Genomic DNA, 14,252 nt, shown 5'->3' with positions numbered 1-14,252 from the left:
CCCCGGCCCGGCCCCCCGGAGTTGAGTCCAGCCCTCGGGGGGTCCGGGGCCGACCCCGGAGCTGTGTCCGACCCTCAGCGCATGAGACAGGGCGCCCCGGTGACCCGGGGCGCCCTGTCTCATGCGGTGGGCGGTCAGGAGAAGTTGTAGCCGCCACCGATGTTGAGCACCACGCTGAGGATGGCGTTCGCGACACCGATGACCGCGCCGACCGCGCCGCAGATCAGACCCGCCTTGGCCTGACCGGGGTTGTTGGCGACGCCCTCGGCGACCTTCTTGCCGCCGAGCACGCCGAGCACGACGCCCGCCACACCGGCGGGGACGCCGAGCAGCGGGCAGCAGAGCCCCAGCACGATCGACACGATGCCGGTGATCATCGCGATCAGGCCGAGGGTGTTGTTCTGCCCGCCGGCGGGGGCGCCGTAGCCGCCCGCCGGGTAGCCCGGCGCCGCGCCGTACGGCTGCTGCTGGGCGTACGGGTCCGGGTACTGCTGACCGTACGGCTGCCCCGACGTGGGCTGCTGCCCGTAACCCGGCTGCTGGCCGTACTCGGGTTGCTGGCCGTACGGCTGTCCCGAGGTCGGCTGCTGCCCGTAGCTCGGCTGCTGCCCGTACGGTGCCGTAGGCGGCGCAGCGTACGGATCCTGGTACTGCGGTGCGGTCGGATCCTGGTACGGCTGCTGACCGTACGGGTCCTGGCCGGGGTTACCGGGCTGCATGTCGGGTTGCTCCTCGGTGGTGAGACAGACGGTCAGTAGGTGGTGGTGCTGCCACCCATGATTCCGGCAACCCCACCCAGTACGCAGCACAGCAGGGCGATGACGTACCAGGCGATACCGACGATCAGGGCCAGCTTGGACCACTTCTTCGAAGCGGCGAGGGCGGCCTGGGCGCCCGCGTAGTCGCCCTGCTCCATGAGCGGCTTGACCTTGGAGGCGTTGATGATGGCGGGGATGGCGAGCGGCCAGAACAGGAAGATGGCGACGATCGACATCGTCATGTTGTTATCGATCTGTTGCGGCGGCTGGCCTTGGTAACCGGGCTGCATGGGGATGGACTCCTTGATCGTCACACTGTGCTGAGCGTCGTACCACGATCCGCAGGTCTGAGGTGCTGCGGTCGTGGCCTGAGCGACGGGAGCCTACCTGGTGGGTGCGACCTTCATGGGGCATCCGATGTGCCATGTCCGAACTCCGGACCGCGCCGGCCGCCCGACGGTCGGCCCAGGTGGGCTGCCCGATAGGGTGCTGACGTGACCGAGCCTGCGTCCGTCGCCCGCGTCGTCGTCCTCATCTCCGGTTCCGGGAGCAACCTCCAGGCGTTGCTCGACGCCACGGCCGATCCGGCGTACGGCGCCCGGATCGTCGCCGTCGGCGCCGACCGGGACGGCATCGCCGGCCTCGACCGGGCCGCGGCGGCGGGGGTGCCCACCTTCGTCGACCGGATCGCCGACCACCCCACCCGCGAGGACTGGGACGCCTCGCTCACCGCGCACGTCGCCGCCCACCAACCGGACCTGGTCGTCTCGGCCGGGTTCCTCAAGCTGGTCGGGCCACGGTTCCTGGGCGCCTTCGGGGACCGCTACCTGAACACGCACAACACGCTGCTGCCGGCGTTCCCCGGCATCCACGGTCCCCGGGACGCGCTGGCCTACGGGGTCAAGGTGACCGGGGCGACGCTCTTCTTCGTCGACGCCGGCATGGACACCGGCCCGATCGTCGCGCAGGTCGCGGTACCGGTGTGCGACGACGACGACGTGGAGACCCTCACCGAACGCATCAAGGAAGCGGAGCGGCGCCAGCTCGTCGAGCAGGTCGGCCGGCTGGTCCGCGAAGGTTGGACGATCACCGGCAGAAAGGTCACCATCCCGTGAGTTCCACCGACGGCCGGCGCCCCATCCGGCGCGCCCTGATCAGCGTCTACGACAAGACCGGGCTGGTCGAGCTGGCCCAGGCCCTGCACGCCGCCGGGGTGGAGATCGTCTCGACCGGCAGCACCGCGACCAGGATCGCCGAGGCGGGCGTCCCGGTCACCCCGGTCGAGTCGGTGACCGGCTTCCCCGAGTGCCTGGACGGCCGGGTCAAGACCCTGCACCCGAAGGTGCACGCCGGTCTCCTCGCCGACCTGCGGCAGGACTCGCACGTCAGCCAGCTCGACGAGCTGGGCGTGCAGCCGTTCGACCTGCTGGTCTCGAACCTCTACCCGTTCCAGGCCACGGTCGCCTCCGGCGCGGGCCTCGACGAGTGCGTCGAGCAGATCGACATCGGTGGGCCGGCGATGGTCCGGGCCGCCGCGAAGAACCATGCCTCGGTCGCCGTGGTCACCGCCGTGGGGGCGTACCCGCTGGTGCACGCCGCCCTCGACGGCGGCGGGTTCACCCTGGCGCAGCGTCGGGCCCTCGCGGCCCGCGCGTTCGCCGACATCGCCGAGTACGACGTGGCGGTCGCCGAGTGGTGCGCGGTGCAGCTGGCGCCGGCGGAGCAGGACTGGCCGGCGTTCGCCGGGCTCGCCCTGCGGGCGACGAGGACGCTGCGCTACGGGGAGAACCCGCACCAGCAGGCGGCCCTCTACACCGACCCGGCGGCGCCGGCCGGGCTGGCCCAGGCCGAGCAGCTGCACGGCAAGGAGATGTCCTACAACAACTACGTCGACGCGGACGCGGCCTGGCGGGCGGCGAACGACTTCCCCGACCAGCCGGCGGTGGCGATCATCAAGCACGCCAACCCGTGCGGCATCGCGGTCGGCGCCGACGTGGCCGAGGCGCACCGCCGGGCGCACGCCTGTGACCCGGTCTCCGCGTTCGGCGGGGTCATCGCGGTGAACCGGCCGGTGTCGGTGGCGCTCGCCGAGCAGGTGGCGGAGATCTTCACCGAGGTGGTCGTGGCGCCGGACTACGAGCCGGGCGCGGTCGACGTACTCGCGGTGAAGAAGAACATCCGACTGTTGAAGGCCCCGGCCTGGGCGCCGCTGCCGGTGGAGTGGCGGCAGGTCGGCGGCGGGGTGCTGGTCCAGCGGGCCGACCGGATCGACGCCAGCGGCGACGACCCGGCGACCTGGCGGCTGGTGGCCGGCGAGGCGGCCTCCGACGACGTCCTGGCCGACCTCGCCTTCGCCTGGCGGGCGGTCCGCGCGGTGAAGAGCAACGCGATCCTGCTGGCCAGCGCCGGTGCCACGGTGGGTGTCGGGATGGGCCAGGTGAACCGGGTGGACTCGGCGCACCTGGCGGTGAACCGGGCCGGCGCCGACCGGGCCCGGGGTTCGGTGGCCGCCTCGGACGCGTTCTTCCCGTTCGCCGACGGGCTCCAGGTGCTCCTCGACGCCGGGGTGCGCGCGGTGGTCCAGCCCGGTGGTTCGGTACGCGACGAGGAGGTCGTCGCCGCCGCCCAGGCCGCCGGGGTGACCATGTACCTCACCGGTACCCGGCACTTCTTCCACTGACCCGTTCGCGTCGACCGACGCCGTTGCCACCTGGTGTCGATCATGGAGTTGTGGTGGGCGTTCAGCCCCGTTTAGCCCCTTCTGTGGGGCACCACAACTCCATGATCGCGCGACCCGGGGCGGCTGTTCAGCTCAGCCGGGGTGCCACCTCGGCGAAGTGACAGGCCGACGGGTGCGGGTCGGCGGCCCGGAGCACGGCATGCGGTTCCTGGGTGGCGCAGATCTCCTGCGCCTTCCAGCACCGGGTCCGGAACCGACAGCCCGAGGGCGGATCGGCGGGGGAGGGTACGTCCCCGGTGAGCCGGATGATGTTCCGCTGGTCGCGTACCTCCGGGTCCGGCACCGGTACCGCCGACAGCAGGGCCTGGGTGTACGGGTGGGTGGCCCGCTCGTAGATCTCGTCCTCGGTACCGATCTCCACGATCTTCCCGAGGTACATCACCGCCACCCGGTCCGAGATGTGCCGCACCACCGACAGGTCGTGGGCGATGAAGACGTAGGAGAGCCCGAACTCGTCCTGGAGCTGCTCCAGCAGGTTGATCACCTGGGCCTGGATGGAGACGTCCAGCGCGGAGACCGGCTCGTCGCAGACGATGATCTCCGGGCGCAGGGCGAGCGCCCGGGCGATGCCGATGCGCTGCCGCTGACCACCGGAGAACTGGTGCGGGTACCGGTTGATGTGCTCCGGGTTGAGCCCGACCACCTCCAGCAGCTCCTGTACCCGGCCGGCCCGCGACCCGCGCGGCGCGGCGTCCGGGTGGATCTCGAACGGCTCACCGACGATGTCGCCGACCGTCATCCTCGGGTTCAGCGAGGTGTACGGGTCCTGCATCACCATCTGCATGTTGCGGCGCAGTCGACGCAGTTCGGCGCCGGACGCCCGGAACAGGTCACGCCCGTGCAGGGTGGCCCGGCCGGCGGTCGGTGTCTCCAGGCGCATGAGCAGCCGGGCCAGGGTCGACTTGCCGCAGCCGGACTCGCCGACCACGCCCAGCGTCTCGCCCCGACGCAGCTCGAAACTGACCCCGTCCACCGCCCGTACCGCGCCGACCTGCTTGCGCAGCAGCACCCCCTGGGTGATCGGGAAGTGCTTGACCAGATGGTCGACGGAGAGGATGGTCTCCCCCCGCACCTTCGTCCGGTCAGCGGCGGGCGCTGGCATCGCGTACCTCCTGGGCGAAGTGGCAGGCACTGGTCCGGCCGTCGTCCAGTGCCAGATCGTGCGGGACCACGTCGACGCAGACCTGCTGGGCGTACGGGCAGCGAGGGTGGAACGGGCAACCGGACGGGATCCGCATCAGGTTCGGCGGCAGGCCCCGGATCGTGGCCAGTTCCTGGCCGCGTACGTCCAGGCGCGGGATCGACTCCAGCAACCCCTTCGTGTACGGGTGGGCCGGCGCCCGGTACAGCGACCGGACGTCGGCGTGCTCGACGATCCGGCCGGCGTACATGACCGCGATCCGGTCCGCGACCCCGGCGACCACCCCCAGGTCGTGGGTGATCAGGATCATCGCCATGTCCAGGTCCCGGCGCAGGTCGGCGAGGAGATCCATGATCTGGGCCTGGACGGTGACGTCGAGGGCGGTGGTCGGCTCGTCGGCGATCAGCACCTTCGGGTTCATCGCCAGGGCCATCGCGATCATGACCCGTTGCCGCATCCCGCCGGAGAACTGGTGCGGGTAGTCGCCGACCCGCTCCCGGGCGGCCGGGATGCGGACCAGGTCCATCAGCTCCACGGCCCGGTTCCGGGCGGCGGAACGCGACAGCCCCTCCCGCTGGCGCAGCGTCTCACCGATCTGCCAGCCGACCGGGAAGACCGGGTTCAGCGCGGAGAGCGCATCCTGGAAGATCATCGCGATCTCCCGGCCGCGTACCTGCCGGCGCTCTTCCTCGGGCCGGGCGAGCAGGTTCCGACCCTGGTAGCGGATCTCACCGGCGGTGACCACCGCAGGTGGCATGTCGAGGATGCCCATGATCGCCTGGGCGGTCACCGACTTGCCGGAGCCCGACTCGCCGAGTACGGCGAGCGTCTCGCCCGGGTCGAGGTGGTAACTGACCCCGTTGATCACCTTCGCCACCCCGTCCCGGGTACGGAACTCGATGTGCAGGTCGTCGACTTCGAGCAGATGCGCCGTTGCCATCGTCTGATCACCGCAGCTTCGGGTCGAAGGCGTCCCGGATCGCGTCGCCGAGCATGATGAAGGCGAGCACGGTCAGGGCGAGGAACGTGGACGGTACGACCAGCGGCGTCGCCGACTCGCGCATGTGCACCCGGCCCGAGTCGATGTCGATGCCCCAGGAGATGGTGGGCGCCTTCAGGCCGATGCCGAGGAAGGAGAGCGTCGCCTCGGCGGCGATGAACGAGCCGAGTGCGATGGTCAGTACCACCACCGCCGGGGCCAGCGAGTTCGGCAGGATGTGCCGCCACATGATCCGGCCGTCGCCGGCGCCGAGCATCCGGGCCGCCGCGACGTAGTCCTGCCCCTTGGCGGTGATCACCGACGAGCGGACCACCCGGGCCGCCGTGGTCCAGCCGAGGATGGCCAGGACGAAGACCACCGCCAGGATCCGGACCGTGGAGCTGTCGCTGTTGACCCGCTTGAGCAGCACGATCGCGGCGAGCAGCAGGGGGATGCCGAGCACGATGTCGATCACCCGGGAGAGCACCGCGTCGATCCACCGGCCGAAATAGCCGGCGACCATCCCGACGACCAGCGCGATGATCCCGGTGAGCAGCGCCGAGAGGGCGCCGACCAGCAGCGACGCGCGGGCCCCGTAGACCGAGCGCGCGTAGGTGTCGCAGCCCTGGAAGTCGTACCCGAAGATCGCTGCGCCGGACGGCCCGGCGTGCTGCCGGGCGAGCGCGCAGTCCCGGGGATCGTTGCCGGTGAACAGGCCGGGGACGGCCGCCATCGCGGTGACCAGGACCACCAGGGCCAGGCTGATCCAGAAGATGGGGTTGCGGCGCAGGTCGCGCCAGGCGTCCCCGGCCAGACTGCGGGCCTTCCCGGGTACGCCGACCTGGTTCGGGGCGCCCGGTTCGCCGGACGGCCCGCGCCGGGCGGCCTGGTTCTCCGACGCGGCGACCGTCTCGAAGTCACTCATCTCTACTCATAGCGGATCCTCGGGTCGAGTACGGCGTAGAGGACGTCGACCAGCAGGTTGGCAACCAGGTAGACCACGACCAGCACGCTGACGATGCCCACCACCAGGGGGCCGTCCTCGGTCCGGATGCCCCGGAAGAGGTTGAAGCCCACGCCCGGAATGTTGAACACGCCCTCGGTGATGATCGCGCCGCTCATCAGGTTGCCCAGTTCCACGCCGAGGAAGGTGACCACCGGGATGAGCGAGTTGCGCAGCACGTGGACGCTGACGATCCGCCGCCGGAGCAGCCCCTTCGACTTCGCGGTCCGGACGTAGTCGGCGCGCAGGTTCTCCGCCACCGAGGTCCGGGTCAGCCGCAGCGCGGTGGCCAGCGAGAGCGAGCCGAGCACGATGCCGGGCAGCAGCAGCGCGTACAGGCTGGGCTGGGCGCCGGCGGTGGGCGGGAAGACCTGCCACTTCACGCCGAGCAGGTACTGGGCCAGCGGGGCCAGCACGATGGTGGGGATGCCCAGCACCAGCAGGGTCAGCAGCAGGGTCGAGTTGTCGAAGATACTGGCCCGGCGCATGCCGGCGACCACGCCGGCGGTGACCCCGACGACGATGGTGACCGCCATCGCGATCAGCGCCAGTTTCAGGGTCACCGGCCAGGCGGTGGTGAGGATCTCGCCGATCGACCGGCCGGTCAGCGACTCGCCCAGGTCACCCCGGAGCAGGTTGCCCACGTAGTCGAAGTAGCGGTAGAAGAACCCGCCCACCCCGGTCCGGTCCAGGTTGTACTTCTCGGTCAGGTACGCCCGCTGGGCCTCGGTGACCGGTCGTTCGCCGGCGAGCGCCTGGATCGGGTCACCCTGACCGGCGAACATCAGCGCGTACACGATCAGCGTGGTCCCGAAGAAGGCCAGGACCATCTGGAGCAGGCGCCGCACGACGAAGCGGAACATACTAGGCAGTCTCTCCGAAAATGCAAGGAAGGGCCCCCTCTTATCGTTTTCGGTATAGGAGGGGGCCCTTCTTAACAACTACTTGACGGCCTCGATCTTGAGCAGGTCGACCCGGTCGAAGAGATCCATCTCCACGTTCTTGACCTTGGTCGAGTGGCCGAAGTTGTTCTGGCCGTACCGCAGCGGGATCACCGGCAGGTCCTTGGCGAGGAGGTCCTCCGCCTGCTGGTACTTCTTGACCGCCGCTTCCTCGTTCGCGGCCTTCGCGCCCTCGGCGAGGAGCTGGTCGAACTCCGGGTTGGCGTAGCCGTAGTAGTTCGACGAGCCGTTGCTGCTGTACAGCGGGCCGAGGTAGTTCTCCATGGACGGGTAGTCCATGACCCAGCCCATCCGGAACAGGCCCACCGACTCCTTCGCCTTCAGTTTGGTCAGCAGGTCGGCGAACTTCGGCTCGGCGTTACCGACGCACTCCACGCCCAGGTTGGCCTTGAGCTGGTTGCAGGTGGCGTCGATCCAGTCCTTGTGCCCGCCGTCGCCGTTGTACGACAGTTCGATCTTCGCCGGACCGCCGGCTGCGGTGTACATCGCCTTGGCCTTGGCCGGGTCGAACTCGCCCGCCGCGCCGATGGTGTTCTCCCGGTACCCGGCGACCACCGGCGACACGAACGACCGGGCCGGCTGCTGCGAGTCCTTGAAGATCGACTTGGTGATCTCGTCCCGGTCGATCGCCATCGAGATGGCCTTGCGCACGTCCGGGTTGCTGAACTCCTTCTGGAACGTCGGGAAGGCCAGCACCTGGAGCGAGGAGGCCGGGCTCTGCTGGAACCGGTCGCCCAGGTCGGTCGCGGCGGTGGAGAGGTTCTCGGTCGGGATCGTCTTGATCACGTCCAGGTTGTCCGAGAGCACGTCCGCGTACGCGGCGGTCGGCTGCTGGTAGATCCGGAACTCGACTCCGGCCACCTTCGGCTTCGTACCCGGGAAGGCGTCGTACTTCTCGACCTCGACCTTGGCGTCGTGCTGCCAGGTGCCCTTCATCCGGAACGGGCCCTGACCGACCGGCGCCTGCTCGTAGCCCTCGGCGAGGACGCCCGGGGCGGAGAACGCGGCCTTCGGCAGCGGGTAGAAGGCGGTGTACCCGAGCATCGTCTTGAACTCGCTGTACGGCTCGGAGAGGGTGACCGTGAAGGTCAGGTCGTCGACCTTCTTCAGCCCGCTGAGCGTCTTCGCCTTCGGGGTGCCGCTGGCCGCCTGGAGGTCGGTGTACCCGGCGATCTTCTCGAAGAAGTAACTGCTGTTCTGGCCGTTCGGGCCGTACGCGCCGTAGTTCCACGCGTCGAGGTAGTTGTCGGCGGTGACCGCCTCACCGTTGTGGAACGTGTAGCCCGGCTTGAGCTTGACGGTCCAGGTGGTGTTGTCGGTCGACGTCACCGACTCGGCCGCGACCTCGTACGGCTTGTTCTCGGCGTCGTAGTCGACCAGCGGGCTGAACAGCGCCGCCAGGACCTGCGAGCCGCTGGTCTCGTTGGTGTTGGTGGGCACCAGGTGCTGGGGCTCGGCGATCTCGATCCGGACCGCCGCGTCGGGGTTGCTCTCACCGGTGCCGCCGCCGCTCCCACCGCAGGCCGCCAGGCCCAGGGTGACCGCAAGCGGGAGGGCGGTCCAGGCGGCGAGCCTACGAACCTGCATCATGCCTCCTCGTATCCTCACATTGCGCGGTCGGTCCCGACGCTGGGTGACGCTGCGCAACGATCGGCAACGGTAGGTCGTGGGCCGGGGTGCCGGCCACCTGCGGGTTGCAGGTTGGCAACGGATCGGCGGCGGCGGGTTGGTGGCGACGGCCCGAAGGTGATAGAGCAGATTCCTGGAACTGCTGGTGGGAAGACGCGTGCGGATGCCGTTACCGATCGGTCCGGGTGCTCGCGCGCGCTTTCGGCCGCCGGGCCCGGATTCGCCCCCGGCGTCACCGGTGGCCCGGTCGCGGGTCGGTGACACCGCCGGGATCCGTGCCACCGGTCACCCTGGGTGATTAAACGCACGTCACGCAGAGTTATCTGACCCTCGGCTCCAGAGACGGCGGACGGTGCCCGGCAGGTGCCCCGGGTCCGGGCGATGCGGGTACTCCGTGCCCGGGTCGGTCGGCATGAGACGATCTGGTGGTGACGGCGACGGTACTGGACGGCAAGGCGACCGCAGCGGAGATCAAGGACGAGCTGCGGGTACGGGTCAAGGCGCTCGCGGAGCGGGGCGTCGTCCCCGGCCTCGGCACGGTCCTGGTCGGTACGGACCCCGGCTCGCAGGCGTACGTCAACGGCAAGCACCGCGACTGCGCCGAGGTGGGCATCGCCTCGATCCGTCGCGAGCTGCCGGCGGACGCCACCCAGCAGCAGGTCGACGAGGTGATCGCCGAGCTGAACGCCGATCCGGCCTGTCACGGCTACATCGTCCAGTTGCCGCTCCCGGCGCACCTCGACACGCAGCGGGTGCTGGAGTCCATCGACCCGGACAAGGACGCCGACGGCCTGCACCCGGTCAACCTCGGCCGGCTCGTGCTCGGGTACGAGGCCGCCCTGCCCTGCACCCCCCGGGGCATCGTGGAGCTGCTGCGCCGGTACGACGTCGCGCTGCGCGGCGCGCGGGTCGCGGTGGTGGGCCGGGGCAACACGGTCGGCCGGCCGCTGGGGCTGCTGCTCACCCGGCGCAGCGAGAACGCCACCGTGACCCTCTGCCACACCGGCACCCTGGACCTCGCCTCGCACACCCGGTCCGCCGACATCGTCATCGTCGCGGCGGGCGTACCGGGTCTGCTCACCGCCGACATGGTCAACCCGGGCGCGGTGGTGGTGGACGTCGGCATCACCCGGGTGATCGGCGACGACGGCAAGGGGCGTTACACCGGTGACGTGGCCGCCGACGTCGCCGAGGTGGCCGGTGCGGTCGTACCGATGCCGGGTGGTGTCGGGCCGATGACCCGGGCCATGCTCCTGGCCAACGTGGTCGAGCGCGCCGAACGCGGCTGACCGCCGGGACAGGGAGCCGACGCGCCCGCGACAGCCGGCGGATTGCACCCGCCCGGAACCCCTTCATCCCGGTCGGGTGATCTGCCCAACCCTCGGCGCCCCTGGCCTGTCCGGTGCCACCATGGCTGATACGGTCCGGAAAACCGACTGGCATCAGGGAGTGGGACGACCATGGGTAAAAAGGTCACTGTCGTCGGGGCCGGCTTCTACGGCTCCACCACCGCGCAGCGCCTGGCCGAGTACGACGTCTTCGACACGGTCGTGATCACCGACATCGTGGAGGGCAAGCCCGAAGGTCTCGCCCTGGACCTCAACCAGTCCCGCCCGATCGAGGGCTTCGAGACCAAGGTCGTCGGCGCCACCACCGGCCCGAACGGCGAGGGCTACGAGGCCATCGAGGGCTCCGACGTCGTGGTGATCACCGCCGGTCTGCCCCGTAAGCCGGGCATGAGCCGGATGGACCTGCTGGAGACCAACGCCAAGATCGTCCGTCAGGTCTCCGAGAACGTCGCCAAGTACGCCCCGAACGCCGTCGTCATCGTGGTGTCCAACCCGCTCGACGAGATGACCGCGCTGGCGCAGATCGCCACCCAGTTCCCGAAGAACCGGGTGCTCGGCCAGGCCGGCATGCTGGACACCGCGCGGTTCACCAACTTCGTCGCCGAGACGCTCGCCGTACCGGTCGCCTCGGTACGCACGCTCACCCTCGGTTCGCACGGCGACACCATGGTCCCGGTCCCGTCGCAGAGCACCGTCGACGGCAAGCCGCTGCGGGACGTGCTGCCGGCGGACAAGATCGAGGAACTGGTGGTCCGGACCCGCAACGGCGGCGCCGAGGTCGTCGCGCTGCTGAAGACCGGTTCGGCGTACTACGCGCCGTCGGCCGCCGCCGCCCGGATGGCCAAGGCGGTCGCCACCGACTCCGGTGAGGTCATGCCGGTCTGCGCCTGGGTGGACGGCGAGTACGGCATCTCCGGCGTCTACCTGGGCGTCGAGGCGGAGATCGGCGCCGGGGGCGTCAAGCGGGTCGTCGAGACCAACCTGGACGCGGACGAGCTGGCCAGCCTCAAGGAGGCCGCCGAGGCGGTACGCGCCAAGCAGGGCGACGTCGCCAACCTCTGACCACCGAGCCGCACCCGGGCCGGGGTACCCGTCACCATGACGGGTGCCCCGGCCCGCGTTCATGTCCGGCCCGCGTTCATGTCCGGCCCGCGTTCATGTCCGGCCCGCGTTCATGACGGGGCAGCGGTGGGCAGGGCGACGAAGGGCTCCCCGAGGTGCGGGGTGGCCAGCACCACCGGCCCGGCCCCGGCCAGCGTCCGGAGCAGGGTGGTCCGGCTCTCCCGGGCAGCCGCCGGGTCCTCCTCGTACGCGTACGTCAGTGCCGGCTCGACCAGTTGGACGGTGTGGGTGAGCAGGTCCCCGGTGACGGCCACGGTCCCGTCCCGGGTCGAGAGCAGGACCGACTGGTGTCCCGGCGTGTGCCCCGGGGTCGGCAGCAACCGGAGGTCGGGCGCCAGGTCGGCCGTGCCGTCGACCGGCTGGAGCTGCCCGGTGGCCAGCAGCGGATCGAGCAGCCGTCCGCCGAGGCCCTGCCGGCCCTGCCGGCGTACCCGGTCGATCTCCACCTGTTGCATCAGGTACCGGGCGTTCCGGAAGTACGGGCGGCCCGGCTCGCCGGTGACCGCCCAGCCGATGTGGTCGGTGTGCAGGTGGGTGAGGACGACCGCGGCCACGTCACCGGGGTCGATGCCGGCGGCGGCGAGTTCGGCGGGGAGCTGTCCGGGTACCGGTGCCCAGTCGGCAGCCGGTGCGCCGGCCGGCCCGATCCCCGCGTCGACCAGGATGGTCCGACCGTCCGGCCGGCGCAACGCGAAGCACCGGAACGCCAGGTGCCAGCGGCCGTCCGGGGTCACCGAGGTCGGGTCGCGCCGGTCGGCCGCGCGCCAGTGCTCGTCGGTCGCCCCGGGGAACGCCACCTCGCGCGGTTCGGGGAACACGCCGACCGCATCCAGCAGGGCGATCAGCTCGACACGGTCCATCCGTCGGATCAGCGGCACCGGTAGAGGGTGTCAGCGGCCCGTCGGCCCGGCAAGGTCCTTTCCCGGCCCGCGTCGGGTCGCCGGTCGGGTCGCCGGTCGGGTCGCCGGTTGGTACTGCCGGGGCGGCGCGGAGGTGGCAATGTGGGCAACCGGACGGTACGGAGGCGGTCAGTGTGGGGCCTGCCGGCCGCTTCCAGTACGCTCGTACTGCTTGAGCATGTCCCCTGAGAGGAGCGCCGGCCGATGGCGAAGATCAAGGTAACCAACCCGGTCGTAGAGCTCGACGGCGACGAGATGACCCGGATCATCTGGAAGCAGATCCGAGAGCAGCTGATCCTGCCCTACCTCGACGTCGACCTGCACTACTACGACCTGTCGATCCAGTACCGCGACGAGACTGACGACCAGGTCACCGTCGATGCCGCCAACGCCATCAAGCAGCACGGTGTGGGCGTCAAGTGCGCGACCATCACCCCGGACGAGGCCCGGGTCGAGGAGTTCGGCCTGAAGAAGATGTGGCGGTCGCCGAACGGCACCATCCGTAACATCCTCGGCGGCGTCGTCTTCCGCGAGCCGATCATCATGTCCAACGTGCCGCGGCTGGTGCCGGGCTGGACGAAGCCGATCATCATCGGCCGGCACGCCCACGGCGACCAGTACAAGGCCACCGACTTCGTCGTGCCGGGTCCGGGTACGGTCACCATCACCTACACCCCGACCGACGGCGGCGCCCCGATCGAGATGGAGGTCGCCAACTTCCCCGGCGGCGGCGTCGCGATGGGCATGTACAACTTCGACGAGTCGATCCGCGACTTCGCCCGCGCCTCGATGCGGTACGGCCTCGACCGGGGCTACCCGGTCTACCTGTCCACGAAGAACACCATTTTGAAGGCGTACGACGGCCGCTTCAAGGACATCTTCGCCGAGGTGTTCGAGAACGAGTTCAAGGCCGAGTTCGAGGCCGCCGGCATCAGCTACGAGCACCGGCTCATCGACGACATGGTCGCCGCCGCGCTGAAGTGGGAGGGCGGGTTCGTCTGGGCCTGCAAGAACTACGACGGTGACGTGCAGTCGGACACCGTCGCGCAGGGCTTCGGCTCGCTCGGCCTGATGACCTCGGTGCTGATGACCCCGGACGGTCGTACCGTCGAGGCGGAGGCCGCGCACGGCACGGTCACCCGGCACTACCGGCAGTGGCAGAAGGGCGAGAAGACCTCGACCAACCCGATCGCCTCGATCTTCGCCTGGACCCGTGGCCTGGCCCACCGGGGCAAGCTGGACAACACCCCGGCGGTCACCGAGTTCGCCAACACGCTGGAGCAGGTCTGCATCGACACCGTCGAGGGCGGTCAGATGACCAAGGACCTCGCGCTGCTGATCTCCCGCGACGCGCCGTGGCTGACCACGGACGAGTTCATGAACGCGCTGGACGAGAACCTGGCGCGCCAGCTCGCCGCCTGATCACGCCGTACCCCGGACAGGGCCCGCCGGACGACCGGCGGGCCCTGTCCGCGTGGTGGCCCGTTGCCCGGTGCCGCCGATCTCGTTGAGCAGGGTGGACGTGTTGCCAGTCGCGTCCCGCGAGGAGGTGGCCGGGCGGCCCGTCACCGGGCGCCTGCCGGCGGACCTTCCACGGCTGTCGTCGCCACAGCCGGCCGTCCCTTCCCTGCGGGGGGCCCTGTCCCGGGCCCCCCGCACCCTCGCCGCCC

General features: G+C 70.4%; 13 protein-coding genes. 5 read left to right on the top strand and 8 right to left on the bottom strand.

Annotated features, from left to right (window positions below; all coding sequences use genetic code 11):
* Positions 1-134: 134 nt before the first annotated feature.
* Positions 135-719 carry a DUF4190 domain-containing protein gene (locus GSF22_RS20440; protein ID WP_208815330.1) on the bottom strand — a complete coding sequence of 195 codons (585 nt, stop codon included), beginning with the start codon at positions 717-719 and terminating at the stop codon, positions 135-137.
* A 32-nt stretch (positions 720-751) separates the two neighbouring features.
* Positions 752-1,072, bottom strand: a complete 321-nt coding sequence (locus tag GSF22_RS20435) for a CD225/dispanin family protein (protein ID WP_307804161.1) — start codon at positions 1,070-1,072, stop codon at positions 752-754.
* A 180-nt stretch (positions 1,073-1,252) separates the two neighbouring features.
* Here GSF22_RS20435 and purN point away from each other — a divergent pair, with 180 nt between their 5' ends.
* Together purN and purH are read left to right on the top strand one after the other, a co-directional pair.
* Positions 1,253-1,873, top strand: a complete 621-nt coding sequence (gene purN / locus GSF22_RS20430) for a phosphoribosylglycinamide formyltransferase (RefSeq protein WP_208815329.1) — start codon at positions 1,253-1,255, stop codon at positions 1,871-1,873.
* Positions 1,870-3,438 (top strand): bifunctional phosphoribosylaminoimidazolecarboxamide formyltransferase/IMP cyclohydrolase, encoded by a 1,569-nt coding sequence (purH, locus tag GSF22_RS20425; protein WP_208815328.1) that lies wholly within the window; start codon positions 1,870-1,872, stop codon positions 3,436-3,438. Before purN ends, purH begins: the two co-directional genes overlap by 4 nt.
* A 127-nt stretch (positions 3,439-3,565) precedes the next feature.
* Here the strand turns inward: purH and GSF22_RS20420 are convergent, their stop codons facing one another.
* The 5 genes from GSF22_RS20420 to GSF22_RS20400 all read right to left on the bottom strand — a co-directional run bounded on the left by GSF22_RS20420 (position 3,566) and on the right by GSF22_RS20400 (position 9,170).
* A complete protein-coding gene (locus GSF22_RS20420) occupies positions 3,566-4,600 on the bottom strand; it encodes an ABC transporter ATP-binding protein (RefSeq protein ID WP_208815327.1) in 1,035 nt (344 codons plus the stop codon).
* The gene (locus GSF22_RS20415; protein ID WP_208815326.1) at positions 4,581-5,579 is read right to left on the bottom strand and encodes an ABC transporter ATP-binding protein; all 999 of its coding nucleotides are present in this window, start codon (positions 5,577-5,579) and stop codon (positions 4,581-4,583) included. Before GSF22_RS20415 ends, GSF22_RS20420 begins: the two co-directional genes overlap by 20 nt.
* 7 nt (positions 5,580-5,586) lie before the next feature.
* Positions 5,587-6,543 carry an ABC transporter permease gene (locus tag GSF22_RS20410; RefSeq protein ID WP_208815325.1) on the bottom strand — a complete coding sequence of 319 codons (957 nt, stop codon included), beginning with the start codon at positions 6,541-6,543 and terminating at the stop codon, positions 5,587-5,589.
* Positions 6,544-6,545: 2 nt separating this feature from the next.
* Positions 6,546-7,484, bottom strand: coding sequence for an ABC transporter permease (locus GSF22_RS20405; RefSeq protein ID WP_208815324.1), 939 nt, complete (start codon positions 7,482-7,484; stop codon positions 6,546-6,548).
* A gap of 78 nt (positions 7,485-7,562) precedes the next feature.
* Positions 7,563-9,170 (bottom strand): peptide ABC transporter substrate-binding protein, encoded by a 1,608-nt coding sequence (locus tag GSF22_RS20400; RefSeq protein ID WP_208815323.1) that lies wholly within the window; start codon positions 9,168-9,170, stop codon positions 7,563-7,565.
* Positions 9,171-9,640: 470 nt separating this feature from the next.
* Here GSF22_RS20400 and GSF22_RS20395 point away from each other — a divergent pair, with 470 nt between their 5' ends.
* Entirely contained in the window at positions 9,641-10,501 is an 861-nt protein-coding gene (locus tag GSF22_RS20395; RefSeq protein ID WP_208815322.1) for a bifunctional methylenetetrahydrofolate dehydrogenase/methenyltetrahydrofolate cyclohydrolase, read from the top strand.
* A gap of 171 nt (positions 10,502-10,672) precedes the next feature.
* Entirely contained in the window at positions 10,673-11,623 is a 951-nt protein-coding gene (gene mdh, locus GSF22_RS20390; RefSeq protein WP_208815321.1) for a malate dehydrogenase, read from the top strand.
* Between the two features lie 110 nt (positions 11,624-11,733).
* Here the strand turns inward: mdh and GSF22_RS20385 are convergent, their stop codons facing one another.
* Positions 11,734-12,561 carry an MBL fold metallo-hydrolase gene (locus tag GSF22_RS20385; protein WP_307804160.1) on the bottom strand — a complete coding sequence of 276 codons (828 nt, stop codon included), beginning with the start codon at positions 12,559-12,561 and terminating at the stop codon, positions 11,734-11,736.
* 225 nt (positions 12,562-12,786) lie between these two features.
* On the opposite strand from GSF22_RS20385, the gene GSF22_RS20380 reads away from it, so the two are divergent.
* The gene (locus tag GSF22_RS20380; protein ID WP_208815320.1) at positions 12,787-14,004 is read left to right on the top strand and encodes an NADP-dependent isocitrate dehydrogenase; all 1,218 of its coding nucleotides are present in this window, start codon (positions 12,787-12,789) and stop codon (positions 14,002-14,004) included.
* Positions 14,005-14,252: the final 248 nt, after the last annotated feature.

The organism is Micromonospora echinofusca (assembly GCF_017614955.1).
Taxonomy (GTDB): Bacteria; Actinomycetota; Actinomycetes; order Mycobacteriales; family Micromonosporaceae; genus Micromonospora; species Micromonospora echinofusca_A.
The sequence above is the reverse complement of the archived record's forward strand: the minus strand, read 5'-3'. Positions and strand labels throughout refer to the sequence as shown.

What these genes read in the sequence shown, in the direction of transcription:
- GSF22_RS20440 (WP_208815330.1), bottom strand. Translation starts at nt 719, where the DNA reads ATGCAGCCCGGTAACCCCGGCCAGGACCCGTACGGTCAGCAGCCGTAC.
- GSF22_RS20420 (WP_208815327.1), bottom strand. Translation starts at nt 4,600, where the DNA reads ATGCCAGCGCCCGCCGCTGACCGGACGAAGGTGCGGGGGGAGACCATC.
- GSF22_RS20415 (WP_208815326.1), bottom strand. Translation starts at nt 5,579, where the DNA reads ATGGCAACGGCGCATCTGCTCGAAGTCGACGACCTGCACATCGAGTTC.
- GSF22_RS20410 (WP_208815325.1), bottom strand. Translation starts at nt 6,543, where the DNA reads ATGAGTGACTTCGAGACGGTCGCCGCGTCGGAGAACCAGGCCGCCCGG.
- GSF22_RS20405 (WP_208815324.1), bottom strand. Translation starts at nt 7,484, where the DNA reads ATGTTCCGCTTCGTCGTGCGGCGCCTGCTCCAGATGGTCCTGGCCTTC.
- GSF22_RS20400 (WP_208815323.1), bottom strand. Translation starts at nt 9,170, where the DNA reads ATGCAGGTTCGTAGGCTCGCCGCCTGGACCGCCCTCCCGCTTGCGGTC.
- mdh (WP_208815321.1), top strand. Translation starts at nt 10,673, where the DNA reads ATGGGTAAAAAGGTCACTGTCGTCGGGGCCGGCTTCTACGGCTCCACC.
- GSF22_RS20380 (WP_208815320.1), top strand. Translation starts at nt 12,787, where the DNA reads ATGGCGAAGATCAAGGTAACCAACCCGGTCGTAGAGCTCGACGGCGAC.